25 protein-coding genes and 1 pseudogene are annotated in these 24,443 nt (G+C 33.1%); 13 read left to right on the forward strand and 13 right to left on the reverse strand.

All coding sequences use genetic code 11. The features are described from left to right. Positions 1-3 precede the first annotated feature (3 nt). Together istA and istB are read left to right on the forward strand one after the other, a co-directional pair. Positions 4-822, forward strand: a complete 819-nt coding sequence (istA, locus tag MLC35_RS00865) for an IS21 family transposase (RefSeq protein ID WP_434637330.1) — start codon at positions 4-6, stop codon at positions 820-822. Next, a complete protein-coding gene (istB, locus tag MLC35_RS00870) occupies positions 813-1,631 on the forward strand; it encodes an IS21-like element helper ATPase IstB (RefSeq protein WP_434579842.1) in 819 nt (272 codons plus the stop codon). Before istA ends, istB begins: the two co-directional genes overlap by 10 nt. A 28-nt stretch (positions 1,632-1,659) precedes the next feature. Here istB and MLC35_RS00875 read toward each other — a convergent pair whose 3' ends face one another. From MLC35_RS00875 to MLC35_RS00935, 13 genes are all read right to left on the reverse strand, one after another. Next, positions 1,660-1,929 (reverse strand): hypothetical protein, encoded by a 270-nt coding sequence (locus MLC35_RS00875; protein WP_434637332.1) that lies wholly within the window; start codon positions 1,927-1,929, stop codon positions 1,660-1,662. A 341-nt stretch (positions 1,930-2,270) separates the two neighbouring features. After that, positions 2,271-3,398 (reverse strand): Fic family protein, encoded by a 1,128-nt coding sequence (locus tag MLC35_RS00880; RefSeq protein ID WP_434637334.1) that lies wholly within the window; start codon positions 3,396-3,398, stop codon positions 2,271-2,273. 203 nt (positions 3,399-3,601) lie between these two features. Then, positions 3,602-4,168, reverse strand: coding sequence for a recombinase family protein (locus MLC35_RS00885; protein ID WP_434637336.1), 567 nt, complete (start codon positions 4,166-4,168; stop codon positions 3,602-3,604). Positions 4,169-4,335: 167 nt separating this feature from the next. Further along, the gene (locus tag MLC35_RS00890; protein ID WP_434637338.1) at positions 4,336-5,937 is read right to left on the reverse strand and encodes a type II toxin-antitoxin system HipA family toxin; all 1,602 of its coding nucleotides are present in this window, start codon (positions 5,935-5,937) and stop codon (positions 4,336-4,338) included. 203 nt (positions 5,938-6,140) lie between these two features. Continuing rightward, positions 6,141-7,088: a hypothetical protein gene (locus MLC35_RS00895; RefSeq protein ID WP_434637340.1), complete on the reverse strand. Its 948-nt coding sequence runs from the start codon at positions 7,086-7,088 to the stop codon at positions 6,141-6,143. Between the two features lie 25 nt (positions 7,089-7,113). Beyond that, positions 7,114-7,368, reverse strand: a complete 255-nt coding sequence (locus MLC35_RS00900) for a hypothetical protein (RefSeq protein ID WP_434637342.1) — start codon at positions 7,366-7,368, stop codon at positions 7,114-7,116. Between the two features lie 25 nt (positions 7,369-7,393). Further along, complete coding sequence (locus MLC35_RS00905) at positions 7,394-7,747, reverse strand: gamma-glutamylcyclotransferase family protein (protein ID WP_434637344.1); 354 nt, start codon at positions 7,745-7,747, stop codon at positions 7,394-7,396. A gap of 3 nt (positions 7,748-7,750) precedes the next feature. Then, complete coding sequence (locus tag MLC35_RS00910) at positions 7,751-8,014, reverse strand: hypothetical protein (protein WP_434637346.1); 264 nt, start codon at positions 8,012-8,014, stop codon at positions 7,751-7,753. Between the two features lies 1 nt (position 8,015). After that, on the reverse strand, positions 8,016-9,422 hold the full coding sequence (locus MLC35_RS00915) for a DUF2130 domain-containing protein (protein ID WP_434637348.1): 1,407 nt from the start codon (positions 9,420-9,422) through the stop codon (positions 8,016-8,018). Positions 9,423-9,525: 103 nt separating this feature from the next. Beyond that, on the reverse strand, positions 9,526-11,589 hold the full coding sequence (locus MLC35_RS00920; protein WP_434637350.1) for a tyrosine-type recombinase/integrase: 2,064 nt from the start codon (positions 11,587-11,589) through the stop codon (positions 9,526-9,528). Between the two features lies 1 nt (position 11,590). Then, positions 11,591-14,050 carry a hypothetical protein gene (locus tag MLC35_RS00925; RefSeq protein ID WP_434637352.1) on the reverse strand — a complete coding sequence of 820 codons (2,460 nt, stop codon included), beginning with the start codon at positions 14,048-14,050 and terminating at the stop codon, positions 11,591-11,593. Next, positions 14,040-14,609 carry a hypothetical protein gene (locus tag MLC35_RS00930; protein WP_434637354.1) on the reverse strand — a complete coding sequence of 190 codons (570 nt, stop codon included), beginning with the start codon at positions 14,607-14,609 and terminating at the stop codon, positions 14,040-14,042. The genes MLC35_RS00925 and MLC35_RS00930 overlap by 11 nt, the downstream gene beginning before the upstream one ends. Continuing rightward, the gene (locus MLC35_RS00935) at positions 14,609-14,851 is read right to left on the reverse strand and encodes a helix-turn-helix domain-containing protein (protein WP_434637357.1); all 243 of its coding nucleotides are present in this window, start codon (positions 14,849-14,851) and stop codon (positions 14,609-14,611) included. The genes MLC35_RS00930 and MLC35_RS00935 overlap by 1 nt, the downstream gene beginning before the upstream one ends. Positions 14,852-14,966: 115 nt before the next feature. On the opposite strand from MLC35_RS00935, the gene MLC35_RS00940 reads away from it, so the two are divergent. The 11 genes and pseudogenes from MLC35_RS00940 to cysC (MLC35_RS00990) all read left to right on the forward strand — a co-directional run bounded on the left by MLC35_RS00940 (position 14,967) and on the right by cysC (MLC35_RS00990) (position 24,429). Beyond that, positions 14,967-15,368 carry a hypothetical protein gene (locus MLC35_RS00940; protein WP_434637359.1) on the forward strand — a complete coding sequence of 134 codons (402 nt, stop codon included), beginning with the start codon at positions 14,967-14,969 and terminating at the stop codon, positions 15,366-15,368. Continuing rightward, complete coding sequence (locus MLC35_RS00945) at positions 15,369-15,989, forward strand: hypothetical protein (protein ID WP_434637361.1); 621 nt, start codon at positions 15,369-15,371, stop codon at positions 15,987-15,989. It abuts the gene before it with no gap. A gap of 212 nt (positions 15,990-16,201) precedes the next feature. After that, positions 16,202-17,418: pseudogene (locus MLC35_RS00950) on the forward strand (glucose-6-phosphate isomerase). Next, on the forward strand, positions 17,415-18,290 hold the full coding sequence (gene rfbA / locus MLC35_RS00955) for a glucose-1-phosphate thymidylyltransferase RfbA (protein ID WP_434637363.1): 876 nt from the start codon (positions 17,415-17,417) through the stop codon (positions 18,288-18,290). Before MLC35_RS00950 ends, rfbA begins: the two are co-directional and overlap by 4 nt. A gap of 7 nt (positions 18,291-18,297) precedes the next feature. Beyond that, positions 18,298-18,876, forward strand: a complete 579-nt coding sequence (rfbC, locus tag MLC35_RS00960; protein WP_434637365.1) for a dTDP-4-dehydrorhamnose 3,5-epimerase — start codon at positions 18,298-18,300, stop codon at positions 18,874-18,876. Then, complete coding sequence (gene rfbD, locus MLC35_RS00965; RefSeq protein ID WP_434637367.1) at positions 18,869-19,735, forward strand: dTDP-4-dehydrorhamnose reductase; 867 nt, start codon at positions 18,869-18,871, stop codon at positions 19,733-19,735. Before rfbC ends, rfbD begins: the two co-directional genes overlap by 8 nt. Beyond that, on the forward strand, positions 19,735-20,781 hold the full coding sequence (gene rfbB / locus MLC35_RS00970) for a dTDP-glucose 4,6-dehydratase (RefSeq protein ID WP_434637369.1): 1,047 nt from the start codon (positions 19,735-19,737) through the stop codon (positions 20,779-20,781). Before rfbD ends, rfbB begins: the two co-directional genes overlap by 1 nt. Beyond that, on the forward strand, positions 20,771-21,682 hold the full coding sequence (cysD, locus tag MLC35_RS00975; RefSeq protein ID WP_434637372.1) for a sulfate adenylyltransferase subunit CysD: 912 nt from the start codon (positions 20,771-20,773) through the stop codon (positions 21,680-21,682). The genes rfbB and cysD overlap by 11 nt, the downstream gene beginning before the upstream one ends. After that, on the forward strand, positions 21,682-23,106 hold the full coding sequence (gene cysN / locus MLC35_RS00980; RefSeq protein WP_434637375.1) for a sulfate adenylyltransferase subunit CysN: 1,425 nt from the start codon (positions 21,682-21,684) through the stop codon (positions 23,104-23,106). The genes cysD and cysN overlap by 1 nt, the downstream gene beginning before the upstream one ends. Then, the gene (gene cysC, locus MLC35_RS00985) at positions 23,106-23,831 is read left to right on the forward strand and encodes an adenylyl-sulfate kinase (protein WP_434637376.1); all 726 of its coding nucleotides are present in this window, start codon (positions 23,106-23,108) and stop codon (positions 23,829-23,831) included. Before cysN ends, cysC (MLC35_RS00985) begins: the two co-directional genes overlap by 1 nt. Further along, entirely contained in the window at positions 23,821-24,429 is a 609-nt protein-coding gene (cysC, locus tag MLC35_RS00990) for an adenylyl-sulfate kinase (protein WP_434637378.1), read from the forward strand. The genes cysC (MLC35_RS00985) and cysC (MLC35_RS00990) overlap by 11 nt, the downstream gene beginning before the upstream one ends. Positions 24,430-24,443: the final 14 nt, after the last annotated feature.

Genomic DNA, 24,443 nt, shown 5'->3' on the forward strand with positions numbered 1-24,443 from the left:
GTAATGCAGAAATATGAACTGCGTGAGCGAATAAAAAATAGTGAAAAGCTTATACGCTTTGAAACAGAGCCAGCCAAACAGATGCAAGTCGATTGGGTAGAGTTTCCAAAAGACAACCTCTCTGCATTCGTTGCTACAATGGGCTATTCAAGGGCTTCGTATGTGGAGTATGTTGATAATGAAAAGATAGAGACATTGCTGGCATGCCATATGAACGCTTTTAGATACTTTGGAGGCGTTCCACTAGAGTGTCTATATGATAATATGCGCACAGTCATTATTAGACGCAATGCGTACGGGAGAGGTAAACATAAACTCAATCCTCTCTTTGAAGACTTCGCCAAGCATTGTGGCTTTGCTATTAAAGTATGTCGACCATACCGTGCAAAGACGAAAGGAAAAGTTGAGAGATTTAACCATTATTTACGCTACAGTTTTCATAACGCACTGCGTGTAAAACTTGCAATGAAAAATTATCAGCTCAATATTGACAATGCTAATGCAGAAGTACTCAAATGGCTTGAAATGCAAGCCAATGTACGCATACATCAAACAACCCTGCAAAGGCCATTTGATCTGTTGGCAGAGGAGCAACCCCACTTGCTTTCTCTGCCTAAACCTTATGGTGGCATCCATCCAAAGGCTGTAATACAAAGTGTAGCAAAAAATAATCAAGAGTTCAATAAAACACAAACAATAGATTCTATCTATATTCCAAAACCAGATATACAAAGTTATGATGAACTGATCCCTGCTGCCCTGCTTTACTGTATGCTGCCAACTTTTTCTATGCAACAACTGGGAGGTGCTTTATGGAACTAGAGCAGGAGATAGAAACACTTTGCAGATCACTCAAACTCTCTACTGTAGCAAACGAGTTTCACACTGTTGCCGCCACTGCTGCCAAAGAGAGTTGGCAATATACACAGTTCTTACATGAACTTTTAGTGCTTGAAAATAACAGTAGAATGGACAGAAGTAAAAACACCCTAACCAAACTTGCAGGGTTTCCTGCTATTAAAACGCTTGAGCAGTTTGATTATACTTTTTCTGTAGGAGTTAACCGCAAACAAATAGAGGAGTTGGCAACTCTAGGTTTTATTAAACGGCATGAAAACATTATTCTCCTTGGAGAGTGTGGTGTAGGCAAAACCCATCTGGCTATTGCTTTGGCATATAAGGCAGTTCAGAACAGATACAAAGCAAAGTTTACTACTATTGCAGAATTACTTGCCAATGCCAATAAAGCCAAAAAAGAGAGGAAGTATGATGCCTTTTTAAAATCAGTAACCAATCCTTCAATACTTGTTATCGATGAGATAGGTTATTTCAATATGAACAAAGAGGAAGCCAATCACTTCTTTCAGATTATCTCTAAACGGTATGAAAAAGCCTCTACTATCCTTACCTCCAATCTTGTCTTTAGCAAGTGGTCACAGGTATTTGCAGGTGATAAGGTTGTAACAACTGCTATCCTCGATAGACTACTGCATCATTCACACATCATCAACATACAAGGAGACAGCTATAGATTAAAAGAGAAAAAAGAGTCAGGAATTATCAATTCAGATTTATATAAGTTTGGAGCTAAATCTTCAAACAAAACAGGACAAAACAAAGTGGTGGTTTAAGTTTCAAATTGTAACTTTTTTTTACTTTTTAGTGCAAATTTTTAGGGTTCGTTTGACAATAAGAGAAGAATAAATCAATAATATCTAAATAAAATGCTTCTTTTGATGGAGATACTTTCGTCCACTTAATTTCACCCCAACAATTATGTTTTTGACGAAGCTCTTTAACATGCTGTTTTATACTATCATTTAAGCCAGACTCAATCCAAAGACTTCCTATCATTAATCTTTTATCCACTGCCTTAGTTGAAGTAAAAAGCTCTGGTAGTGTTTCATCACAATATACATTGAACTTCATATTTTTTTACCTTATATTAACTCTATTACAAACATGATCAAATATTTTTATTTGTCTCAAATTATTTACTCTAATTTTAGCAAGGAAGATGTAAAAAATTGATAATATATTAAGCTTTTATATAAAAACTGTTCAATTTACCTCAAAGTACCTTAAATAGGTACCTGATAAACTGTTTTTTATTAAAAATAGCACTTGAAAATGTTTCACGATTGTTTCACAAGATATAGATTTATTGTGTAAAAACTACCAAGTTAAGAATACAGCTTTATTATAAGATAATATGATATTTAAAAGAATTCAGTTTTGTCTAGTTTTTAGGGGACATTCCAGATAGAGAACTAAACAACAACTCTATACCGAATATTTCTCCCTTGAGTACCTTCAACTTGTTCAATGCATCCAAACTCTAAGAGTTCCGCGATATCACGAGAAGCTGTACTTGGTGTTGTGTCAGCTATTTTGATATATTTTTTCTTACTTAAATCTCCTAAAAAATTCTCTACTCCCACATCAAGAATTCTGTTTAACACTTTTATCTGTCGTGCATTTAATTTACAATCTTTAAACTTATCCCAAAATTTTGTTTTATCTATAATATAGTGAAGTTTTTTTCTAGTATCAACAAGAGTGGTATGAAGTGTTTCTAAAAACCAGATACACCATGTAGTTATATCAAGATGATTATCACTTCGTTTTATATAGCCTGTTGTATGCTCTAAAGCGTTGTAATAGCCTTTTCTATCTGCATTTATAGCACTTGACATTGAATAGAGTTTTGAGATTTTAGAACGTTCTATTTTTGAGAGAACTAAATCTGTTACAGCTCTTGCAATTCTTCCATTCCCATCATCAAATGGGTGAATAATGACAAACCAAAGATGGGCAATCGCCGCTTTTACTATATGTGTTGGTTCACTGTTAAACCACTCTAGAAAATCTTCCATCTCCTTTTCTAATCTATTTCTAGGTGGAGCCTCATAGTAAACTTTTTCTATGCCAGCTACATTGGAGACAACCTGCATAGTTTCTTCTCCTCTAAAAGAAGCAATATTTATTTTTATAAATCCACTGTATCCTTTTGGGAAAAGTGCATGATGCCATCCAAAAAGTCTCTCTAGTGTTAAATCTTTGTCATAATTTGTATTGGCATCTATAAGTATTTCAATCAGGTTATCTGTTGTTTCGTCTATTTTTGTATAGTCTATATCTCTAAGACCAAAACGTTTATTTATAGATGCTTTTACGCTATCACGATTTAAAATCTCTCCCTCAATTGCACTTGTATTTATAGCTTCATTTTCTAAAGCTTCTAATTGTTTTTGAGTTATAGTGTCTCGGTTCATCACTTCACTCATAGCGATAAGATAACCTTGCTCCTGAGAAACTTTTTCTACTAAAAAGTCCACTTTTGTTTTATCATAAGTAAAGTTAGGATAACCTTCTCTTTCCCAAATCCATTTTTTCATATTAAATACCTTTATATAATCATACCATATTTGAGATGATTATTCTGTTTTTTCGTTTCATTTTAAAATTTATTTTATTATCAAACTCGTCAAAAAAGCATTTATAAGATAATGTAACATTTTCTAAGATTTAGACGAATTCAATTCTTTATTTTTACTATACATAATTATCAGAATTGCAATGTGAAAGTATAAACTCAAACTTAAGATTGTACTTTTAACCGATTTAAACTATCTATAAGAGTACTTCGCTTAACTCCAAAAGTTCTACATGCTGCTGCTTTACTCATACCATCATCAAGTGCTTTTTTTATAATCATAAGTTTTTCGTCATCTATTGCTCTTGGACGACCTCCAACTCTCCCTTTTGCTTTGGCTGCTTTTAAACCAGCATTTACTCTTTCTTGAATTAAGCTTCTCTCAAATTGTGCCAATGCACCAAAGATATGAAAAAATAGTTCGCCACTCGCAGTAGATGTGTCCATCCCTTCTGTTATAGACACAAAACCAATACCTTTTTCTTTTAATGAATTGATGATATTGATAAGATGTGCCAAACTTCTCCCAAGCCTATCTAATTTCCAGACAACTAAAATATCTCCACTTTGTAAAAAATCAAGAGCCTTGTCAAGACCTTCTCTTTTATCTTTACTTCCAGATATTGTATCTTCAAAAATATTTCTACTATCTACACCATATTTTAATAATGCATCTTTTTGTAACTGAGTTGTTTGATCTTCAGTTGAAACTCTCATATAACCAATTAACATACGAAAAACCTCCTGTAGTATATTTTCGGACACTTTATCAATCCGACATAGTTTTTCGTATATATTTTAGCTAAAAATAGTATTCATTTGCAAGATTTTGATAAGTATGTCGGAAAACTAATGTTTTTCGTTATATAGTTGTATTAATGTAAATATTATGCAATAAGCTATTCTATCCATTGTAACTCTTTAAGTTCTCTTACTCTTTTTGAATGAAATTCTCGTAATACATTTACAAACTCAACAGGATTCACATCTCTTTTTAATATAATATCGCTAGAGCCTCTTTTTTTTACTTGCTTTTTATGATAAAAAGGGATGTGTCCTAATTTTGCTATCTGATTAAAGTAAAGAGGCATTTTTGTTTCATATTTTTGAGCAATAATTTTTGCTTCTTTAAAAAACTCTTTGTAGTCAATATTTAGGATTTTACACAAGCCTCTATAATCATTTGGTCGAATTTTTGTCTGCTTTCCATTAATAGGTAATCTTGATTCATATCCTTTTGTACTATCATATAGCCCCGTACAGCAAACATCATAAAGTGGTGCAAACAATGGTTTTTCATTGTCATATATAATGGATAGATTTTTAGTGTGAAGATCTTCATAAACAACAATCGATGAATAAACATAGTGTTTGAGTAGTTCCATTCTCTCTTTTGGGGCAATCAACTCCTTGGCAATCCGTTTGAACATTTTTTCAGAAGTTGTATCATATTTATTTTCACTTCTCAAGCCTAAAAAAGCAGCAAAAGAAGACTTTGCAAAGCGATTTGTACCAAGCCTATCAAATCTTTTTACTATGTAGTGATATTCATCATCTATATCAGATTTTACTATCGCACTATAAGGCACTCTAAAACCAAGTTCATTTTTAGCAAATGATAGATGCAGATGTTCATTTAAAGAGATATGGGGGAAATAATTTTCATTTGTACTATTTGCTTTGAGACGACTATAAGGTTTAAGAATATACATATGAGCTTTTTCATTTGTTGTAATAGTTTTCATTTCAAAGTCAATATTGACAAGTTTTTTATACTGAAAACCGCTAATCCCTTGAGTTTGTTTCATCTCAATTTTAGAGAGATCATACTCTTCTGGAAAAAGCTCTTCCTCTTCTATGCGTATCTCAAACCCATCTAAGATATTAATCATAGGGTGCTCTCCAAGAATATCATTTAAAGAACTCATATAATTACTTGCCATGGCACCTTCAATGAAACATCTTTCTTTTGATTTTGAAAAGCACAAATCTCCAATACTATCATCCATTCTTGCGAGTAATTCAAATTCATCAGATGTTTTATGAACTACTTCATCAATTTCTCTATTAATACCCTCAAGCATATTCTCTTCAAATATGGCAGGAATATTGTCAAAATCAAAACATTCTATTTGCAGAGGTAATGTAGGAATTGCTTTATTATATTTAGCAAGGTATTCACTATCATAGTAAAAGCGATATTTTTCTCTGAGTTTAAAAAACTCTCCAATAATTACATTGTTTTTATAAACATATAAAAAACTATACCCAGGATATGCTCGTTGAACATCCTGTATACTATACTGTGTGGATGCTGCATTTCCTGTCACACTAACCCTATTTGCATCTTTAAGCTTACTCATCTCTTTTTGCATTGCTCTTGGACCAGTGGAAATTTTCCCAAGCTTAAGTATTATTTCTTTTAAGTTTAGAGAGTTTTTTTCTTGAATTAGTATATCTAGAATTTCCGATTGAACCCTCGTAATGGTATTTTTCTTCATTTTAAGCTTCTCGCGAATTGATTTTATATTAATTTAATAATTATAGCTAAAATTTACTAATTATCTATTTTAAACTTAAATAAAATTTAATAGTGTTCGCAATAACCTTAAAGCATATACTTATAGTTTTTTTGATTGTACTTAATACTACTGAAATTACTTTGTTGTGATTACAAATTCTTCTAACAATGAAATATGCTCAGTTAGAATTGGCGTCTTTTAAATTCATTTAAATAATATTCATTTTCACTCTGCTTAAAATGTATCAAATTTTCAACTTGAACAAAGTCATTAAATTCGATAGAGTGTTTAAAATTTGGCATATGATACTTGCGTAAAAGATTTTTATGGAGCATTAATTTCATTCCGGAGTCATAAAAGTAGAGTTTTCCACAGATAACTCTTCTTCCTTTGTAATTTCGTCTATAAACTGCTCTTGTTCCCTCTTTTTGAATCGTTTCTATATTGGAAATAGTTAAGTTCTTATTATCTACTTTTTGTTGTAATGATATTAAGACAAGAGAATTTTTTATTTTAATAAGCCACTCTTTGATTCTTCCCATATAGTATTTATAATAGACTTTTATATCATATTCGTTTTTAATTTTATAAAATCCTCTTGGATTCTTTGGAGCATGAGATTTTTGAGTTCTCTTATGCTCTATGGTACTAAGAGTAAGATTTGTACTTGCTAAGTTCACTCTCATTACAACAGCTTTTTTAACATTCTCAACTACTATCCAGTGCAGCTTATGATTTTTTAGGTACTTATTCATCTCTCTTGCAAAATCAGAATCAGAACTAATGAGTACCATGTTTTCTCTATTATGAAATAACTTCATCATTGCAATTATTTTGTCATCTGAAATAGTTTTATGGTCTGTTAAAACTTGAAAACCTTCCTTTTGTATTTTAGTAAGTAGCTTAATCCCTAAGTGTTGTTTTGTGATGATATATAGCTCATCGGGAGTATATTTTATAGTTCTTTTAATGTCATTTAAGCGATGAAAAGGAATATTTTCCAAATCCCACAGTAAAACAGATTTTTCTTTTATTGGTTTATTGTTCCAGAGAATATCTTTTTTCTTGATGGGCTTAATATCTCTTTTTTGTTCATAAGCAGAAAAAAATTGTAAAAGAATGGTTTTCATTTTCTATCAAATTATTATTTTTTTGTTAAGGTTTTTTTGGAAGATTACTTCTATCTACTCTAACTACATACATATAAACATCAAATCCATTTCTGTTTGTATGGAGTTTCTTTAAACACTCAACCCCTTCCTCCTCATCAAGCTCACTGTTTGGAGTGATAAAAATATCTTTGTCCTTATCGTACATATACTGCTTCAAAAGTGACATTCGTAAATCTTCATCATCCTCAAAAAGCGAATCCAGCATATTGTTAAAATACTCTTCATTTATATTTTCCATCGTATATCCTTTGTGTTAGTTTTATTTAAAAGCTCTCAAGAAGCTTCAGGTTTGTATAGTCTATTTCATCTTTTAAAAAATAGACAATTGCCGTAAGCTCAATCCCAAGTGAGACAACTTGAATCTGTTGTCTATCATAATGCTCAGGATACCCCTCTAAAATATCAAGTATCGCTAAAATCGTCTCATCAATCCTATACACCTCTCCTTGTATGTGATGTCCTATCCCTTTATCATCTATGAGATATGGAAAATGCTCCTCTGTATTAACCATAGGATACTTCTCTTTTGTGGTAGCTTCACATACAAACTCTGCATTTTCAAGTAAATCATGGTTATGAAGCCCTCTTTTAAGAGTGCCATATACAAAGATATACATCATCTATTCTATATACATATTTGCTAAAGCATAGGCATAACTTTGATAATCACTAAAGCCATAAACATGATACTCTTTGCCTCTTTCAGTCTCTCCCCAACCACAATACTCACCATCTATCTCTACATCTTCAATCTCATCTTGAGGCACAAATATCGCATAATACTCATCAACCTCTAAATCAACTTCATCTGCACTCCCTGAGTGATAGACAATTTGATGTTTTTCATCTATAATTTTTATATATCCTGTTTCGATTCCAAACATTTTATTCCTCCTCCTCATCTTCAATATACTCTAATTCAAGAGCTTTTACATTACCTATAGCATTGCCCGCTATACCTTTAATTGAGCCATACATACCTATAGTGTTATCTAATACCTTTTCAAGCTGTTTTTCTCTTTGTTTCCAAATGCGAGCCATTGCGTTTTTCTCTTTTTGCAAATCACTCTGCATTGTTGTGAATCCTTCAACTATCGCTTCAACTTGCATTGCAAACTCATTGCTTGTGAGATAGTTATAAAGTAGTATCATCTTGTCACTTTTACCCTCTTGAGATGCTTTGGCTAGTGAGACCTGTATAATTGAGGTACGAATCAGTGCGACACTCCCTTTAAACTCATCAAAAGTACATACCCAGATGCCCTCATAAAATCCCATTCTATCTAACTCTTTTGGCAGTACAGCGGTGATAAGTACACCAACATCTGCACCTTTTTCTCTCATATCTGCTTTGAACTTCTCTATCCAAGATTTTTGAAACTCTTTTGTGCGTTTGGATTCATAATATATTTTCCCACAGTTTACTTTCTCTTGAGTATTTACGATTTGCAAACAATCTGCCCCTCTTTGCCCCTTTTTAATCTCTTCTATCGTATCAAGAGGAAATTTTGAAGAGAGATACTCCTCAATTGCCAACTCCTGCACTTCACCTTGTGTCTGCATACTTCCTTGTTCTGCTTTTCTTTGAGCGATTTGGAGTTGTTCTTGAAGCTGTCGCATCTTTTCATCTGCTTCTTTGAGTTTTAGTTCATTTTGGGAATTGACCTCTTGGATGGCTTTTTGTTTTTCTTCTGTTAGTTTTTGATAAAATTCTATTTGAGCTTCTGATTTTGCTTTAGCAGTTGCTTCTTCGATTTGCATTTTAAGTTTTGCAATCTCTGCTTTGCTTACTTCAAGCTCTTGAACTTGTTGTGATTTTGCTTGAAGGGCATCTTCTAACTCTTTTACTTTTAGAGCACTTTCTTGTTCTAGTTGTGCCTTTATCTGCATCTCTTGCTCTTTTTTACTCTGTTGGAGGGCTTCTTGAAGTTTTCTATCTGCTTCTTGTTGCATACTAAGCAGCTCTTTGCTCTTTTTATCAAGTTCAGCTTTTAGCAGTGCTTCTTCTTGCTCTTTAATCTGCATCATCTCTTGTTGAATAGATACTCTTAAATCTTGTTCTTTAGCTTTAAGTCTAAGAGTAAGAGCATCTTGGAGTTTGTCTTCAAACTGTTCTTGCTCTTTTTTTAGTGTATCTTCTTTTTGTTGCAGTTCAAGCTGTGCTTTTTTATACTGCTCCCTTTTTTCTTGAATATCTTTATTGAACTGTGATTCCAACTGAGTATATAAAGCATCTTCTATGCTTATTTTGGTATGGCAGTGAGGGCAGGTGATTGTTGCTTTGTTTTCCATAAGAGGTTCCTTTTATCCTTTTTAAATAAAGTAGCAAAAAAATAAGAATAAATACAAATAATTTACAAATTGACATAGTATTTATCCAATTTATGATTATGAGTTATTCGTGACCTGAGTCTTTTATTGCTTGTATCACACGCAATAAATCTCCATGTACATAAGAATTAAGTGTTATCTCCGGAGTTTCGTGTCCTGTCTGTATTGCCTGCTCTATTAAAGAGTAAGGTTGTTTTGAGCCATTTATTAGATTTTGGAAATTATATGTAACATATGAATGGCGAAATGAGTGGAATGTCGCATATCTGTTTGTTACTTTTTTAATTATTGCATTGAGCTGATTAAATATATCTTCACCGATAACTTTATTTAAAAAACCTCCATTATGACTGCGTTTTAAAAAAAGATATTCTGATCGTTTAGATAATCGATTGCGCAAAAAATACCACTCTTTTAGTATTTTCATGGAATCTTTATCTAGATGTAGCTGTACCCTTCGTTTTGCATGTGAAGTTTTAAGTTTTAATTTTTGCTTCCTTAGCCCAGTATTGTTAACATCTATATAGATTTCATTATCAAAAAAATAAAAATCTGGCAACATTCTTGTTCTGAGTTCATTTTTGCGCAAACCTCCATAATAAGCCAAAATGATAATAACTTGCTGTTGTAATAGTTCTAATTTATCATGTTTTCCTAGACGTGTTTTTTGAGTATGTATATTATGTTCAAGTAAGGTCAAGATTTCTTTGTATTCATCAAAAAATATTAGTGATTTTGGATAGAAGAGGGCAATAGTATCAAATTTTAATCCTTTTTTTGCATGAAATTTAAAAAATCTACTAATAATCTTGGTGATTTGTTTGATAGATGAGAGTTTATATTTGCCTGAGTTCAGTCTATTGTATAAATTTTCAAGTTCATAATTCTGTATGTCATTCAGATCTTGTATGTTTTTCAATAAATGTTTATTCAGTGTCCATATATAGCCTCTTACTGTCGATGCTCTTAGTTTGTATTTACGATGAAGTTGTAATAAATACATAATGTATTCTAAAAACATTTTTGCATGGATTGATTTGTCTATCTGCAAGTAATAGGCAATCTCCCTTAAGGATCTATTTACTTGTTTTGTTTGTAAAACATTTGATTTAGCATGTAAAAAAGTCATTAAATCATCTAACTCCTTAAGTTGAAGACCTGAAATAGTATCTTCTTTATTTCTAGTATTTGCAATAACATCTTGCTCATCTGCATCAATTTTATTTTTTGAAAAAACTGCTTGAATATACTTTTCTTCTTTGTTTAATAAGTGTTGAGGTATCTTATTTGGTATCAATTTATTAATCTCGCTGAGAGTAAGTTTTACAGTGGGTATTATCTTGGCATAAACTGTCAAATATATTGGTGAGTTACTAAAAAGATGAATGTTTCTGCTTAGATATTTTAATTTGATTATATGTATATTTTTAAGATGTGTCCGCTTAAAATTTAGAAAAAAATCTTCAAAAAATTGTATATTTTTAAATAAAAAATCATCTTCATGAGCTAATGTTGACAAGAAAGGTAAAATAGCATTATCATATATATAAAGATGATATGCTTCGTTCTTTTTCAATACACTTATATCGTCCTCAATGTATTGGATGATTAGATGTGAATTTAAGTGTATTGTATTTTGTAAACTAATTTTTTGAAGCAGGGCAACATCTAAGGGTCGTAATGCAAAAACTCGTAAATAGATGTAGAGATAAGCAAGAGATTCACTGTCTTTTTTGAGAATATTATCAATAATATAGGTTCTCTGCTTCACTATCATGTCTAAATCATTAAAACTTTCACTCAATAAGCTTATATGTGTTGGATTTATTGATCTTAAGCTCAAGGCTTTTGGAAAAAATACTGATTTTTGATGAATAAGCTTGAAGCGTTTTAGTCTATTGAAATTTTTGTAATACTCATTTTCATTAAGCACTCCTCCATCACTTTTTTTCTCAAGCATTTTTGTAAATAGATCATAAAACTTCAGATTAAATACAAATTTACTTTTTATAACTGCCACATCTTCGATATGTTTGCTTAAAAAACTGATAAGTTCTTTTCTAAAAGAAGCGCTTATCGATGAGTGTTTCTTCATTCCTTCTTCTAATGTATTTATTGTCTCTTGCATCTTAAACTCCATAAATTTTTGCAATATTTGATGTTAAGTCTCTTATTTTACTAATGTAGTCTGGCATATCAAGTGTTGAGTATATCCCCATCTGTTCAGCACCGGCTATATAGTGCCCCATAAAAGATTCTAGATAAAAAAGATTAAAATTGGTTTCCATTGCAAGTTTTGTAATAGCATGGCGACCAGTATTGAGAGGCACTAAACGTACAAAATCAATTAAACTTTGCTCAACATTGTAATTCTCAAGTATGTTTAGAATATTTTCAGTTTTATAAATTTCATATTTGTTATTATTGATTAAATAGATATTGTCAGTAGGAATGCAAAGCCTCTCCGCAAGTAATTGATACTTTTTTAAAATATCTTCAATTTCCTTAGACATGGGGATAATGCGCACTCCACTTAGAAGTGTTTGAGACTTTTCTGAGATTACAAATGTGTGAAGTTCAAAACTAAGTCTATCTAAATTTGCAGAATTATAATAGCCTCTTGTGCCCAATAATAAGCTCATTGCATACCTTGTATATAGAGCATAAAAATTAAAATATTTTTCTTCATTTTCTTCGCGTATCATTAGCTTCTTTAAAGATTGAAAAAACATGCTACTTTTTTGTGGTAAAACAACTTGTCCCGATCCAATATATTGAGATGTAGTATTAAACTCAATGGATTTTTTAAAGACTGATGCTTCTATTTCTAAAAGATTGGCACAACATATATGCATATCGAGTTCCTCATAAAGTAATTCAACTAAATTTGAATGACCTTGTGCACGCTTGTTAGTAGAGGCATAGGCAAGCTTAGGTGTATCATTTTGCTGATATCTACCTATACAAAACAGTGTACTCATATCTTCATACAGGTATTTCTTACGGTAAGAATCTAGTATTTTCCACATATGTTTTGGGTTGAGACTTATATGTTTTGGATAAGCCTTTATCTGTTCTTTAATAAACATAAAATATTCATTTGCTTTATCTTCGTTGTAAAGTTCTTTTTTTTGCATATCAGTAAAGTCGTGAAAATAGTTTTGTACACGGTTTATAAGTAGTGATAGACTATATGGAATTCTATAAATAATTTTTTTCGTTGTTTCTTGCAAATAACTATTTGATCGTTTTGAAAATAGATTATTATCGAGGTCCATTTTAAGATAATTGTTTTCTAGTTTTATGATTTTTTGGTTTTGTAAAAAAAGATCTAAAATTTTTACATAACCTAATCCAAGGAGTGTGTCAGTCATAAAGATTGTTTTATATATATCTTCAACTATAAGTGTACCCTCAAAAGGTTTTTGAGTTAAAAAATGTATAAAGTCTTTTAAGATTGGCAATGGTGGTATATCATAGTCAGCTGATAAAACAAGTGCTCTTTTGGTAATATTTGCTGAAAATGCTTTGTTTTGCAGTTGTTGTTTATAGAGATTTGGAATATCTTGTTGTTCCCCATTTGCAGGGACAGCACGTTTTTTAAGTTTGGCACGATTCAGTGCATCAATGGCATCTTCATGAGAGAAATCTTCTGGTAGTTGTACTTTTGGTTTTATGACATCTCTTAAGAATTCCTCTTCTTCTGTGAATTGTATTTTTCCACCCGATCCTCCGTTTCCACCATTTCCATTTCCGTCAGATGAAGGAAAAATTAACTGAAGTATTTGCATGTAATACTGCTTTCCATCAAGTATATAATGCACAATATTGGTATTTTGCCAATCATTTCTAGATTCACCTTTTCTAATCATACGACTTGACTCAATTTGGATATGAATATCTAGTTCATGATTTTGATAGACTAAAAAATTACCTATTTTTTTATCGCGTCTTATAAAAAAACAGTTTTTTTCATTAGAATTTTGATCTTCTAAAAGATTAAAAAAGTTCTGATCAAGCGCTTGTTTAGTATTGAAATAGATATTATTTAATTTTTCATTATTTTCTCGTGCAAATGCTAGTAAATATTCTATTATGCGAACAATAGTTTGTGTGCTATCTTTATATACAGCAGGAGACTTGGAGGCTCTTTCATCTTTTTTATAAATAATATATGATAGGTGATATTTTATCACCAACAAGAGAACAGTTTGAATATTTGAATTGTTTATAAAATCTTTTTCTGTTTTATTTTCAAGGCCTAACGAAAAATAAATTGCATAATACAGCCATGTTAAAGGTGCTTCTTGTAGTTGTTTTGGAGATTTTTTTAGCATAGATTTCTTTGGAGTGCCATTCAAATTTTCAAGTATTTGATCTAGTTTTTTAAAAAATAGAGGTAAATCAAGCTTAATTTTACACTGTTTCAATAGTTCTTCTAGCAAGTCATCATGATCTTTATTTAAATAGAATGTTATTTTTAAAGTTTTCAAAATATTATAAAGGGCAAAATCATCTCTATAATCCAGAGTCTGTTGGCAGACATATTTTCCAAATTTTAAGATTTTTTCTTCATTTTTATTTTGCATTGGAATCCTTTCTTTTGTGATGCAAATTTAAACCCAAAAGATTTTGAAAAAAATATTTACCTGGTTTTTTTACAAGTTTTTTATATGTAGCCTTTGTGTAAGCAGTATGAAACTCTTTTTCTAGTTTTTCATAATCTATTTTGCCTGTAAAATTACTTGTATTTTTGACTAGTAAAGAGTCGATTTTTATTAAATCATATAAAAAGTGTGTTTTTGCAATACCTTTTTTTGCTTCTACAAAAATACACTCAATTTCTTTATCTGCAATATCTTGTTTCGAAAAAGTAAAATATATAAACTGCAATGCATCTATAGTAGGGATATGGTGAACTATACTTAGATAAGGAACAACCTGCTCAAACTTTTTAAGTCCAATATTGGCACTTATTGATTGTAATGGAACATAAAATACTGAAGGTATTTTTAAGAGTTCATCCAAATAAACAACACTTACTCTTTTGCTACTTCGAAAATAAATACTATTATCTTCCAATTTTAAAAAATACTCCATTTCATGCAAAACAGTTGCGAGTGGAAGTTTTACAACAATTGAACCCATTATTTTTTCTCCTCTCTACATTTCAGTAAGGCAGATTTACTGATTCTGATTGCTCGGCCAAATCGTTTACCAGGAATCTCACCATTCAAAAACATTTGGCGTAACTTTTGATATTCCATTTTGCTTAATTTTGCAGCTTCTTCGATAGTTATTAATTCTTCAGAATTCGTTTTTTGATTTAAAAAATCTATAATTTGGTCTAATTGTTTTTTGATATATCCAATTTCATCATTGATTTGCATTTTTTTCCTTTTATTGGTATTATTATATAATCACTTGAGAACATTTGAATCAATATGTTCTTATTTGTAGAATTATGACGAATATATTCTTTAATTGTTCTTAAATGGGGTTAATATGGAAAATAAATATACCGTTGAGGATATATTGGAGCGAATGTTTGCTTATTACAATGTATCTTCTATCTCTGGGTTATCTAAGGTAATTAACACATCTCCAAAAACTATTTCCAATTGGAAAATAAGAAATTCTATTTCAGCAGTTAAAAAAAAGTGTAGAGAACTTGGAATATTTCAAGAAATTTTTAATTCTACTGGTGCTGCAATTGTTAGTGATAATCATGGGAATATTGCAGGAACAGTATTTGGTAGCCAATATTCTGAAAAAAAATCGTTAAACAATGATATTGATGATGGGTTACTAAAATTGGTTTATCTTGCAACTCAAACATTAAATTCTGAACAAATACAGGAGTTGAAAAAAATGATTAAACAATTTATGATGGATTCGGTAATATAAGTGCCAGAAGTGCAAACCAGTGAGAATCATGGAAATAATGCGAACATGGTTATGAGAGACCAGATTTCTATACAAAACCTGATTTTAAAATTATTTCACTTTCCTCGAAAATATCACAATGTAACTTCACATCAATTAATTGCAAAAAAAGAACTAACAGCACCAGAACAGTTTAAAGTAAAAATAATGGATATTAATAGTGCGAGAAAAAAGTATCAAAAATATGTTTATTTTCAATTGTTTTTTATTTTTGCTACATTGATATCACTTCTCTTTCAGTTTAATAGCATACTCGCTCGATTTCTCTTTCTTTTATTATTTATAGCAATATTTATGAATTGGCTTATCATTGCAGTAAAATCTGAACAGTATAAAAGAGAAGAAGAAATTGAAGCAATGCATGATAATTATATTTTAACTGAGCATAAAAAGCTAAATACTTTGTTTGATAAATTTAATTTTATGATTGAACCATTTTGCCAATACTATATTACAGTAGAGTTGCGAAACATACATACAGATGAGAGAAAATATCTTCATATTGCAAGTCAATTAGCTTACCATGAACTTTTGACAAATTTACATCTTCGATATGAGTTTTTACATATTCATAGTAGTTAACTGTACATATACATTTAGATAAACTAGTTTTTAATTTCATAGTGCAATTATTATAATTATATATACTAAAAATGAAGAGTCAAACTTATCTAAAACTTCCAAAAAGTTACATTATTTGATAAGTTTACCAGGATTCCCCCCCCATTTGTGTTAAGATTAAAGAATTTTGTGTAAAATACAACTAAAATTAATATTTAAGTGAATTTAAAAAGTTGCAATACCAACATAATTTCAATCCAACCATATCAGATGATGATATTTTTACAGCGATAAAAGAGGAAAAAGAGCATATAGGCTACTATACGCTTCCTTTTATTGATACTATCCCTTTTAAAGCCTATGCCAAAACAGTCAAGCAAAAAAACATCGTTGTTATCGGTATTGGCGGGAGTACACTCGGGACCTATGCCATCTATAAGTATCTCAAACACTCACGCAGCCTGGAAAAAAAGCTCATCTTTTTAGAGACAACTGACCCTATTGACATTAAGTCAAAAGTCGAAGGCATAGCACTTGAAGATACTCTCTTTATAGTTATCTCCAAATCGGGTACAACTATTGAAACTGTTGCAATTTTTAAGTATATTAATGCACTTGTGAAGATTGATAAGTCAAACTGTGTTGTTGTCACTGAAAATGATTCCAAACTCAAAAGCTATGCAGATAAACATCAGATGAAAACTTTTGAGATTCCTAAAAATGTGGGAGGAAGGTTTTCTGTTTTCTCTGCTGTGGGACTCCTGCCGCTTGCCATTGTCGGTATAGATATAGACGAACTGCTCAAAGGGGCACAAAAAATTCATGACGCCTTTTTTGTGGAGCAAAATGAGATAAAAAACCGTCTTCTTAAAAAAGCCCGCTTCTTGGTGGAGTATAAAAACAGCTTTAATATCAATGTCGTCTTCTCCTACTCCTCACGTTTAGAGGGCTTTAACAAGTGGTATATTCAACTCTGGGGAGAGAGCCTTGGTAAAGTAGACATCAATTCTACACGACAAGGCCTCACACCCATAGGCATCATCGGCCCAATAGACCAACACTCCTTTTTGCAACTCATCATCGAAGGAAAAAGAGATAAAACTGTAACCGTCATTAAGGTAGAAAACTTTGAAAATGACCTCAAAATCCCTGCAGTTACACTAGAGGGTCTTGAAGAGCTTGACTATTTGAACAATCTTGAGTTTGCCTCACTCATTAACAAACAGGCAGACGCCACCATAGAGTCCATCAACAACATGAACGACATTCCCTGTGATGTCATAACTATAGATGGAGTCTGTGAGAGTGCCATAGCAGCGCTTATGTATGAGTATGAGCTGCTGACATCGCTGTGTGGAAAGTTTTGTGCATTGATGCCTATAATCAACCGGGGGTTGAAGGTGGAAAAATTATTTTAAAAGAGAAACTACAAAAAGGAAAGAACATATGAAAGGCATTATCTTAGCAGGAGGAAGCGGCACAAGGCTATATCCAATAACAAAAGGAGTCAGCAAACAACTCGTACCTATTTATGATAAACCGATGATTTATTACCCACTTTCTGTATTAATGCTTGCAGGTATCAAAGAGGTGCTTATTATCTCTACTCCTGATGATCTTCCAAATTTTCAAAAACTTTTGGGTGATGGCAGTGATATAGGAATGCAGTTTAGCTATAAAGTACAGCCTTCTCCTGATGGTCTTGCTCAGGCGTTTATACTGGGAGAAGAGTTTATCGGAGATAGTGATGTTTGCCTTGTTCTGGGTGATAATATTTTTTATGGACATGGACTAACAAAACTGCTATCTCAAAGTGTTCTTAATGCAAAAGAGAAAAATAAAGCGACTGTATATGGTTATTATGTTAATGATCCAGAGAGATATGGTGTGGCAGAGTTTAATGAAAAAGGTGAGGTGATTTCCCTTGAAGAAAAACCAACTAATCCTAAAAGTAACTATGCTGTAGTTGGTCTTTACTTCTACCCAAATGATGTTGTACAAAAAGCAAAACAGGTACAGCCAAGTGATAGAGGAGAGCTAGAGATTACAACACTCAATCAAGAGTACCTAAAAGAGAAAAGATTGCGAGTAAAACTTATGGGGCGTGGTTATGCATGGCTAGATACTGGAACACATGAGTCTCTTCTTGAAGCAAGTATGTTTATACAGACCATTGAAAAACGTCAAGGACTCAAAGTGGCTTGTATAGAAGAGATAGCACATGAAATGGGATATATAACTGTTGAGCAACTGATACAACTTGCACAACCATTAAAGAAAAATGGATACGGACAGTATTTACTAAAACGTGCCAAAGTATAGTAGAGAGATGAATTTTATAAGAACAAAGATACCTGATGTAGTAATAGTCGAACCAAAAGTTCACGGTGATGAGCGTGGCTACTTTGTAGAGACTTTTAGAGCAGATAAACTTCAAGAGTTTTTAGGCTATAAAATCAACTTCTGCCAAGACAATGAATCTAAAAGTAGTCGTGGCGTGCTTCGTGGTCTTCACTACCAACTCCACCCTGCCGCACAGACGAAACTCGTACGTGTTATTCAGGGTAGAGTATTGGACGTTGCTGTAGATATTCGCAAAGGAAGCCCAACATTTGGTAAGCACGTGAGTGTGGAGCTAAGCGGTGAGAACAAACGCCAGCTTTTAGTCCCTCGTGGATTTGCACATGGCTTTGTAGTACTTGAAGACGATACAGTTTTTGCCTACAAGGTAGATAACTACTACTCTCCTGAGAATGACAGAGGCATCGCTTTTGATGACGTGGCACTTGGCATAGAGTGGATAGTTCCAAAAGAGGAACTGCTACTCTCTGCAAAAGACAAGACTCAACCAAAACTCTCTGAGACTGAAGATATATTTGACTATGAGGTAAACTACTACAATGAGTAATATTTTAGTAACAGGTGCAAACGGTCAGGTTGGCAGTGAGTTGCGTGAGCTCTCAAAAAAGTATGCATACAACTTCTTTTTTACAGACAGAGACTCGCTTGATATTACAGATAAAGTTGCCGTTGAAGTATTTGTAGTAAAAAACAAAATAGACACTATTATCAATGCTGCAGCCTATACGGCAGTAGACAAAGCAGAAGAAGAGAGAGAAAATGCAGACAAAGTAAACCACTTGGCTGTAAAATATCTTGCAGAAGTTGCAAAAGATAAAAATATAAAACTCATTCATATCTCAACAGACTATGTCTTTGACGGTAAAAACTATAAGCCTTATACAGAAGAAGACACTACAAACCCGCAAGGTGTTTATGGAGTAACAAAGCTTGCAGGTGAAAATGCTCTGCGTGAGATAAATCCAAAAAATTCTGTAATTATCAGGACTTCATGGGTATATTCTAGCTTTGGAGCGAACTTTGTAAAGACTATGCTTCGTCTTGGCAAAGAACGTGAGAGTCTAGGGGTGATATTTGACCAAGTGGGTACACCTACTTATGCAAAAGATTTTGCACAGGTTATTTTAGATATTTTACCAAAGATTAAGAATGATACAGTTGCAATCTATAACTACTCAAATGAAGGTGTTCTTAGCTGGTATGACTTTGCAAAAGAGATAATGCGAATGGCAAAAATAGAGTGTGAAATAAATCCAATTGAGACAAAAGAGTACCCAACGCCGGCAACTCGTCCACACTATTCACTGCTTAATAAGGCAAAAATCAAAAGTATATTTGACATAAGCATACCATATTGGAAAGATTCACTAGATAGCTGTTTAAAAGTTTTAGGAGAGAGAAGATAATGTTTAACAATAAAAATAAAACAATTTTAGTAACAGGATGTGCTGGCTTTATAGGAAGCAACTTTGTACCCTACTTTTTAGAGAAGTATGAAGATTACAATATAGTCAATCTTGATCTGCTTACTTATGCAGGAAACTTAGAAAACCTTACAGAAGTAGCAGGCAATCCTCGTTATAAGTTTATAAAAGGTGACATATGTAACCGTGAACTCGTTGAGTTTATATTTGATGAGTATGATATAAGAGGTGTTATTCACTTTGCTGCAGAGAGCCATGTAGACAATTCCATTAAAAATCCCGGAGTATTTATTGAGACAAATGTAAATGGAACATTTACACTGCTTGATGTTGCTAAAAACAGATGGATGGAAAAGCCATTTATCTATAAAAATGAATATCAAAATTGTAGATTTCACCATATCTCAACTGATGAAGTCTATGGTACTTTAAATGAGACTGACCTCTTTACAGAAGAGACTCCATATGCTCCAAACTCTCCATACTCAGCAAGCAAAGCAAGCTCTGATATGATAGTAAGAAGTTACCAAGAAACATATGGGCTCAACACTGTGATTACAAACTGCTCAAACAACTATGGTCCTAAACAGCATGATGAAAAACTCATCCCTACCATAATTAGAAAATGTTTAGCAGGTGAGCCTATTCCAATCTATGGAGATGGAAAGAACATAAGAGACTGGCTCTATGTGCTTGACCACTGCAAGGGTATAGATTTAGTGTACCACACAGGTAAAGAGGCAAATGTCTATAACATCGGTGGAAGAAATGAGCGAACAAATCTTCAGATAGTTGATGCCATTACAGGAATACTTGATGAAAAAGTACCACCCAAAGAGCGTATAGGAAAAGAGAGTTATAAAGAGCTTATCACTTTTGTAGAAGATAGAGCAGGACATGACAGACGTTATGCCATAGATGCCACAAAACTCGAAAATAAACTTGGCTGGAAGGCTGATGAGAACTTTGAAAGTGGTATAATTAGAACAATAGATTGGTACCTAGGAAAATATAATAATGATAACTAAAGAAAGATTAACACATCTAAAACAATTAGAAGCAGAATCAATACACATTCTTAGAGAAGTTGCTGCAGAGTTTACGAATCCTGTGATGATGTATAGTGTAGGAAAAGACAGCTCTGTTATGCTTCATCTTGCCATGAAAGCTTTTGCACCAAGCAAGCCACCTTTTCCAATGCTACATGTAGATACACTGTGGAAATTTAAAGAGATGATAGAGTTTCGTGATAAGCGAGCAAAAGATTTAGGTTTTGATCTTATAGTACACTCAAACCCTGAAGGTGTTGATATGAATATATCACCATTTACTCATGGCAGTAAAGTGCATACTGACATCATGAAAACACAAGCACTCAAACAAGCACTAAATGCAGGTGGCTATGATGCAGTTATTGGTGGAGCAAGACGCGATGAAGAAAAATCTCGTGCAAAAGAGCGGATATTTTCCTTTCGTGATAAAAACCATAGATGGGATCCAAAAAACCAAAGACCAGAACTGTGGAATATTTACAACACAGCTATACAAAAAGGTGAATCTGTACGAGTGTTTCCTATCAGCAACTGGACAGAACTTGACATTTGGCAGTACATCTACTTAGAAAATATAGAAATCCCTTCACTCTACTTTGCAAAAGAGCAAGAAGTAGTGGAGTATGAGGGTACAAAAATACGAGTAGATGATGAGCGTATGCCTGAAGAACTTAGAAAAACTGCAAAAAAAGAGATGGTTCGTTTTAGAACACTGGGTTGCTACCCGCTCACTGGGGCTATAAACTCAACCGCTACAACATTGCCAGAAATCATCAAAGAGATGCTACTCTCAACAAGTTCAGAGCGAGAGGGTAGATTGATAGACAAAGACCAAGAGGGCGCAATGGAACAAAAGAAGATAGAGGGGTATTTCTAATGGCTGAGATAAAAAACATAGAAGAGTACCTCAAAGAGCATGAGAACAAGGATATGCTTCGTTTCTTGACTTGTGGATCTGTTGATGATGGTAAAAGTACACTTATAGGTCGTATGCTTTATGATTCTAAAATGATATTTGATGATCAACTCAGTGCTGCTGAGAGTGAAAGTAAGAAGTATGGAACAACTGGAGAGAAGATAGATATGGCTCTTCTTGTTGATGGGCTTCAAAGTGAGCGTGAGCAAGGCATAACTATTGATGTAGCATATAGATTTTTCGCTACTGAAAATCGTAAGTTTATCATCGCAGATACACCAGGGCATGAACAGTATACTCGTAACATGGTAACAGGTGCAAGTACTGCAGATGTAGCCATCATACTCATAGATGCTCGCAAAGGCATACTCACACAAACAAGAAGACACAGTTTTATAGTAAATCTTCTCGGCATAGAACATGTCATCATCGCTATCAACAAGATGGATTTGGTAGATTTTAGCGAAGATGTGTTCAATGATATAAAATCAGCTTATGAAAGCTTGGCAGAAGAGTTAGGAATAAAAAACACTTACTACATACCAGTAAGCGCATTAGATGGCGATAATGTTGTAGATGTCAGTAAAAACACACCATGGTACAAAGGTCAACCACTTCTTGGTTTGCTTGACAGTATGGATATATCTAAAGAGATAAAAGAGGAAGATTTTAGGTTTCCTGTTCAGTATGTAAACCGTCCTAACTTAGACTTTCGAGGGTTTTGCGGAACTATTGCAGCAGGGAGTGTGAGTGTTGGTGATAACATTACCATACTTCCATCTGGTAAAACTACAAAAGTCAAAAGCATTATAAATGCAGGTGATATTACAGAAAAAAATCGACAAGCTACATGCAAGAGTGCTTATGCACCTATGGCTATAACGCTTACAACTGAAGATGAAGTAGACATAAGTAGAGGCGATATGATAGTCCATACAGACTCTCTACCAAGAGTTTCAAACAGCCTCAAAGTGATGCTTGTTTGGATGGATGAAAATCCGATGGATGTCAAGCGCAGTTATGATATCAAAAGAGCTACTTCTGTTGTCTCTGGAAAGTTTGAACACATTAACTATAAAATTGATGTAAACAGTTATGAGAGAACAAAAGTCGATAGACTGGAATTAAACGACATCGCCTCATGCAAAATGCTCCTAACACAACCAATAGCTGCAGACTCTTATGAACACAATCGCTTAACGGGGAGTTTCATAGTAGTTGATAGAATCACAAATAACACTGTTGGCGCAGGTATGATAGTAGGAGTAAGTAGAAGAGAAGCAGATGTGAGTAAGCTAGCAGAAAAAGAGTACACAGATGCAGAAAAAGCACTCAACCAATACATACGAGATAATTTCCCAGAATGGGAGTGTAAAGTAATCTAATGTATAAAGAGACAAATAAACGATCAATTGTAAAAGGTATTAGCTGGCGCATTGTTGCTACAACTACTACTGTTATTATCGTTTATGTTTTTTTTGGAAGACTTGATTTGGCTATCGCTACAGGTATTATAGAGAGTGTACTTAAAGTTGGACTTTACTGGGCACATGAGAGAGCTTGGTTTAAGATAAACTGGGGGAGAAAGAAGATAGAACCTTTTAACCTCTGGTTTACAGGACTGCCACTCTCAGGTAAAACAACTATAGCCGACCGAGTATATGAAGAACTTGAAAAACTTCGCATACCACTAGAGCGAATAGACTCAAAAGACATTCGAGAACTTATACCGGACATAGGCTACACAAGAGAAGATAGGAACAGACATATGAAACGCATAGGAAATCTTATAAAGACTTTGCAAAACAACTCTATCTCTACTGTAGCATCATTTGTGAGTCCATACAGAGAGAGCAGAAAAGCCATACGAGAGATGGTGAAGAACAATGTTGTAGTTTATGTCAAAGCAGATGTAGAAACTTGTAAACAAAGAGATTATAAAGGTGCTTATGCCAAAGCACTTAGTGGAGAGTATCAAAACTTCTCAGGTGTAAATGATGTCTATGAAGAACCACAACATGCTGAGATAGTAGTAGATACTGATAAACTCTCAGTAGATGAGTCAGTAGAACTCATCATAAAACATATAAAGAAGAACTATGTCAAATAAAAATATAATCTGGCACGAGCATCATCTTTCTAAAGAAGATCGCTCAGCGATAAAACAACAAAAACCTTGTCTGCTTTGGTTTACAGGCTTAAGTGGTAGTGGGAAAAGTACCATTGCCAATGCAGTTGAAGCAAAACTTTATGAACTCAAAAAGCATACCTACCTCTTAGATGGCGATAACATTAGACTAGGACTAAACCGTGGACTTGGATTTAGCGATGAAGACCGTATAGAGAACATTCGTCGCATTGGTGAAGTTGCCAAACTTTTTGTAGATGCTGGCATAATTGTTCTGAGTGCTTTTATCTCCCCTTTTAGACAAGAGAGAGATAATGTAAGGAGACTTCTTGAAGATGGAGAGTTTATAGAGGTGTACATAGATACTCCACTAGAAGTTTGTGAGCAAAGAGATCCAAAAGGGCTTTATAAAAAAGCAAAGAGCGGGGAGATAGCAAACTTTACAGGGATCTCATCCCCTTATGAAGCTCCAAAAAATGCAGAGATAGTTATAAAAACAGATAAACTCAGTATAGAAGAGTCTGTGGAAAAAATCATAGATTATTTAACAAAAAAAGGATACTTGTCATTCTCAGCTTGACTGGGAATCTCATA

The organism is Sulfurimonas sp. NW7 (assembly GCF_051132265.1).
In the GTDB taxonomy this organism is placed as follows: Bacteria; Campylobacterota; Campylobacteria; order Campylobacterales; family Sulfurimonadaceae; genus Sulfurimonas; species Sulfurimonas hydrogeniphila.

Coding starts and splice junctions, on each gene's coding strand:
- MLC35_RS00895 (WP_434637340.1), bottom strand. CDS start 7,088: ATGAAAACCATTCTTTTACAATTTTTTTCTGCTTATGAACAAAAAAGA.
- MLC35_RS00935 (WP_434637357.1), bottom strand. CDS start 14,851: ATGCAAATCAATGATGAAATTGGATATATCAAAAAACAATTAGACCAA.
- rfbC (WP_434637365.1), top strand. CDS start 18,298: ATGAATTTTATAAGAACAAAGATACCTGATGTAGTAATAGTCGAACCA.
- rfbD (WP_434637367.1), top strand. CDS start 18,869: ATGAGTAATATTTTAGTAACAGGTGCAAACGGTCAGGTTGGCAGTGAG.
- cysC (WP_434637376.1), top strand. CDS start 23,106: ATGTATAAAGAGACAAATAAACGATCAATTGTAAAAGGTATTAGCTGG.
- istB (WP_434579842.1), top strand. CDS start 813: ATGGAACTAGAGCAGGAGATAGAAACACTTTGCAGATCACTCAAACTC.
- MLC35_RS00940 (WP_434637359.1), top strand. CDS start 14,967: ATGGAAAATAAATATACCGTTGAGGATATATTGGAGCGAATGTTTGCT.
- MLC35_RS00880 (WP_434637334.1), bottom strand. CDS start 3,398: ATGAAAAAATGGATTTGGGAAAGAGAAGGTTATCCTAACTTTACTTAT.
- cysN (WP_434637375.1), top strand. CDS start 21,682: ATGGCTGAGATAAAAAACATAGAAGAGTACCTCAAAGAGCATGAGAAC.
- istA (WP_434637330.1), top strand. CDS start 4: ATGCAGAAATATGAACTGCGTGAGCGAATAAAAAATAGTGAAAAGCTT.
- MLC35_RS00900 (WP_434637342.1), bottom strand. CDS start 7,368: ATGGAAAATATAAATGAAGAGTATTTTAACAATATGCTGGATTCGCTT.
- cysD (WP_434637372.1), top strand. CDS start 20,771: ATGATAACTAAAGAAAGATTAACACATCTAAAACAATTAGAAGCAGAA.
- MLC35_RS00920 (WP_434637350.1), bottom strand. CDS start 11,589: ATGCAAGAGACAATAAATACATTAGAAGAAGGAATGAAGAAACACTCA.
- MLC35_RS00875 (WP_434637332.1), bottom strand. CDS start 1,929: ATGAAGTTCAATGTATATTGTGATGAAACACTACCAGAGCTTTTTACT.
- rfbB (WP_434637369.1), top strand. CDS start 19,735: ATGTTTAACAATAAAAATAAAACAATTTTAGTAACAGGATGTGCTGGC.
- MLC35_RS00915 (WP_434637348.1), bottom strand. CDS start 9,422: ATGGAAAACAAAGCAACAATCACCTGCCCTCACTGCCATACCAAAATA.
- MLC35_RS00890 (WP_434637338.1), bottom strand. CDS start 5,937: ATGAAGAAAAATACCATTACGAGGGTTCAATCGGAAATTCTAGATATA.
- cysC (WP_434637378.1), top strand. CDS start 23,821: ATGTCAAATAAAAATATAATCTGGCACGAGCATCATCTTTCTAAAGAA.
- MLC35_RS00925 (WP_434637352.1), bottom strand. CDS start 14,050: ATGCAAAATAAAAATGAAGAAAAAATCTTAAAATTTGGAAAATATGTC.
- MLC35_RS00905 (WP_434637344.1), bottom strand. CDS start 7,747: ATGTATATCTTTGTATATGGCACTCTTAAAAGAGGGCTTCATAACCAT.
- MLC35_RS00910 (WP_434637346.1), bottom strand. CDS start 8,014: ATGTTTGGAATCGAAACAGGATATATAAAAATTATAGATGAAAAACAT.
- rfbA (WP_434637363.1), top strand. CDS start 17,415: ATGAAAGGCATTATCTTAGCAGGAGGAAGCGGCACAAGGCTATATCCA.
- MLC35_RS00885 (WP_434637336.1), bottom strand. CDS start 4,168: ATGTTAATTGGTTATATGAGAGTTTCAACTGAAGATCAAACAACTCAG.
- MLC35_RS00930 (WP_434637354.1), bottom strand. CDS start 14,609: ATGGGTTCAATTGTTGTAAAACTTCCACTCGCAACTGTTTTGCATGAA.